3 protein-coding genes are annotated in these 2,440 nt (G+C 50.7%); all 3 read right to left on the reverse strand.

Annotated features, from left to right (window positions below):
* A partial coding sequence (locus AQR02_RS15970; protein ID WP_159067772.1) for an exonuclease domain-containing protein occupies nt 1-1,106 on the reverse strand: 1,106 nt, incomplete at its 3' end.
* 115 nt (nt 1,107-1,221) lie between these two features.
* Entirely contained in the window at nt 1,222-1,860 is a 639-nt protein-coding gene (locus tag AQR02_RS15975; protein WP_054941326.1) for a tetratricopeptide repeat protein, read from the reverse strand.
* Between the two features lie 114 nt (nt 1,861-1,974).
* Nucleotides 1,975-2,358, reverse strand: coding sequence for an aspartate 1-decarboxylase (gene panD / locus AQR02_RS15980; protein ID WP_054941327.1), 384 nt, complete (start codon nt 2,356-2,358; stop codon nt 1,975-1,977).
* Between the last annotated feature and the right edge of the window lie 82 nt (nt 2,359-2,440).

The following is a 2,440-nucleotide window of genomic DNA, read 5'->3' on the forward strand; positions in this document are numbered from 1 at the left end:
ACAAAATCTCTTTTATTAATTTTGTGTTCAAACTTGCGCAGGCACAAATAATGCCCTCTCCCCTTAAAGATCGCAGCTTTGAACGGAAACGGCACCATGCTCGTAAGCAGGGGGATGTCGCGCTCCCGCAGCTGATCCTGAAGATTAATGGTATGTGTGCTGACCATCACCTTCTGGTCGGTGCGCACGCTCTGATAGATTGCCGGCAGAAGGTAACCCAGCGATTTACCGGTACCGGTGCCCGCCTCAATCAGCAGATGCTTCTCCTCCTGAAGAGCCGTCTTCACCTCACCGATCATAATCTCCTGGGCTTCCCGGCTTTCATATTGCGGCAAGGTATCTTTAAGGCGTCTGGTTACTTCAGCCATATAGTCTTCAAAGGATATATTCTCCAAAGGATTGCTGGAACCTTCTTCCCGCGGCGGGACAAGCTCAGTCCAGTCTCCTACAGCCAGTGCCAGCTGACGGTGAAAGGTCAGCTCGCCTTCCGGCTGAAAGGTCTCCATTTCCCGTTCCCGCAGGAGGCCGTCAAAATACCAGGCCAGATCACTGTCTTCTTCAGCAAACAGCTCGGTCAGCCGCTGGATAGTCAGCAGAGGCAGGCTGTATAGCTCTTCCAGACATTGAAGCAGCACCAGGGCTGTTGCCAGCGCATCACTGTCCGCCTGATGCGGACGTTCATGAGTAAGCCCGAAATGCGAGCTAACTGCTCCAAGCTGGTAGGTCGTCAGTGACGGAAAGCAAATTTTGAGAAAATCAATCGTATCAAGAATTCTTCCCTGAAACGGCAAATAGCCGCAGCGGTCCAAAGCACTCTGTAAAAAATGAAAATCAAAAGCGACATTATGTCCAACAAGCACAACATCATCCAAAAGCGGGACAAGCTCCATCATCATTTCGTCCAGCTCCGGGGCATTCGCTACATCCTCATCGGTTATGCCGGTCAAGCCCGTAATAAAAGGTGGAATCGGCGTTCCGGGCTTGACATAGGAACCATACACCCGGGAGATGGACCGGTCTTCTTCTATAATGGCAAGGCCAACCTGGATGATCTCACCCACGGATTGGGTTCCCGTAGTTTCAAAATCAAGCACGGCAAATTTCATTTTAAGTTCTATTCCCTTTCACTTGAGACTCCTTATCAGCATAACAGAAGTTACGTAAAAAGGCGATGCAAGCCGCTTGTTCAAGTGGGTGCATCGCCTAAATGAATGGCTATAATTACAACAGCGAAACAAGCTGATTCCCAAAATGAAGCTTTCCGCCCCGTTTGCGGCAGACCTCCAGATTGACATTCGGCTCCGGTAAAGCGGGATCATGCAGCAAAGAAAGACTGAACAACTCACTTGCTTCCTTGAAACGCTCCTGTGAGGCTCTGATGCAGCCCAGGGCATTGTAGATCATTGCCTTCAGCTTGCTCTCGCGGATCAGCGCCAGCATATGGTTCAGATGGCCCCAGGCCGTCTCTCCATCACCTTCCTGCAAGTAGGCCATTGCAAGATACAGGCGGGCGGCCAGACTGTCCGGATGCTGCTGAATCACTTCCTTGAACTGCTCAATGCATTTGCCGTACATCAGCAGCTTATAATACCCCTGTCCCCTTACAAAAGAGTCCATGGCAAGCTCAGGAGCTTCCTGCGGCACCTCTTCCTCCGGCTGAAGCGGAAAATCGCAATGCTCCCGGAATTGGCTCAATTTCTCGGCAAAGGCCAGCCATTCATCCATCACTTCATCGCTGAGCCTGTGAAGCATATTGTACTTGCATAACAGATCATTCCGGCGCGCCCCTTCCGCAGAAGGATAGTCCGTGACGATCTCCTGGAGCATCTTGTTCATCTCAGCAAATAAATGTTGAAACATCGGGACATCCCCCTTTACTGAAAATGAAATCAGCCTAAGCTTGCCTGCCTTCATTTTTCGCAAAGTACGGGGACTTCATCCCTGCCATTGATTACATGGCTCAAAAACAGCTGGTTAAGCGATGGTTGCGTGCACTTCATGATCTACCAGCTTCACCGGCTTATTGCCGGCATCCACAAACACAACAGTCGGCTTATGTCCGGCCAGCTCCTCGGATGACAGCATGGCGTAGGAAATAATAATAACCGTATCTCCGGGCTGCACAAGACGGGCGGCCGCCCCGTTGAGACAAATCACTCCGCTGCCCCGCGGTCCCGGAATGACGTAGGTTTCCAGACGCGAACCGTTGTTGTTGTCCACAATTTGCACCTTTTCGTTCTCAAGCAGATCGGCGGCCTCCATCAGGTCCTCATCAATGGTAATGCTGCCCACATAATTCAGATTAGCTTCGGTTACCGTGGCACGGTGAATTTTGGATTTCATCATATGTCTAAACAAGAGCGTGAGCCTCCTTAGGGATAAATACATTGTTATCAATCAGGCGGGTTCTGCCGAACTTCACGGCCAGTGCCATGATGAT

The organism is Paenibacillus ihuae (assembly GCF_001368795.1).
Taxonomy (GTDB): Bacteria; Bacillota; Bacilli; order Paenibacillales; family Paenibacillaceae; genus Paenibacillus_AQ; species Paenibacillus_AQ ihuae.

Coding starts and splice junctions, on each gene's coding strand:
- AQR02_RS15975 (WP_054941326.1), bottom strand. CDS start 1,860: ATGTTTCAACATTTATTTGCTGAGATGAACAAGATGCTCCAGGAGATC.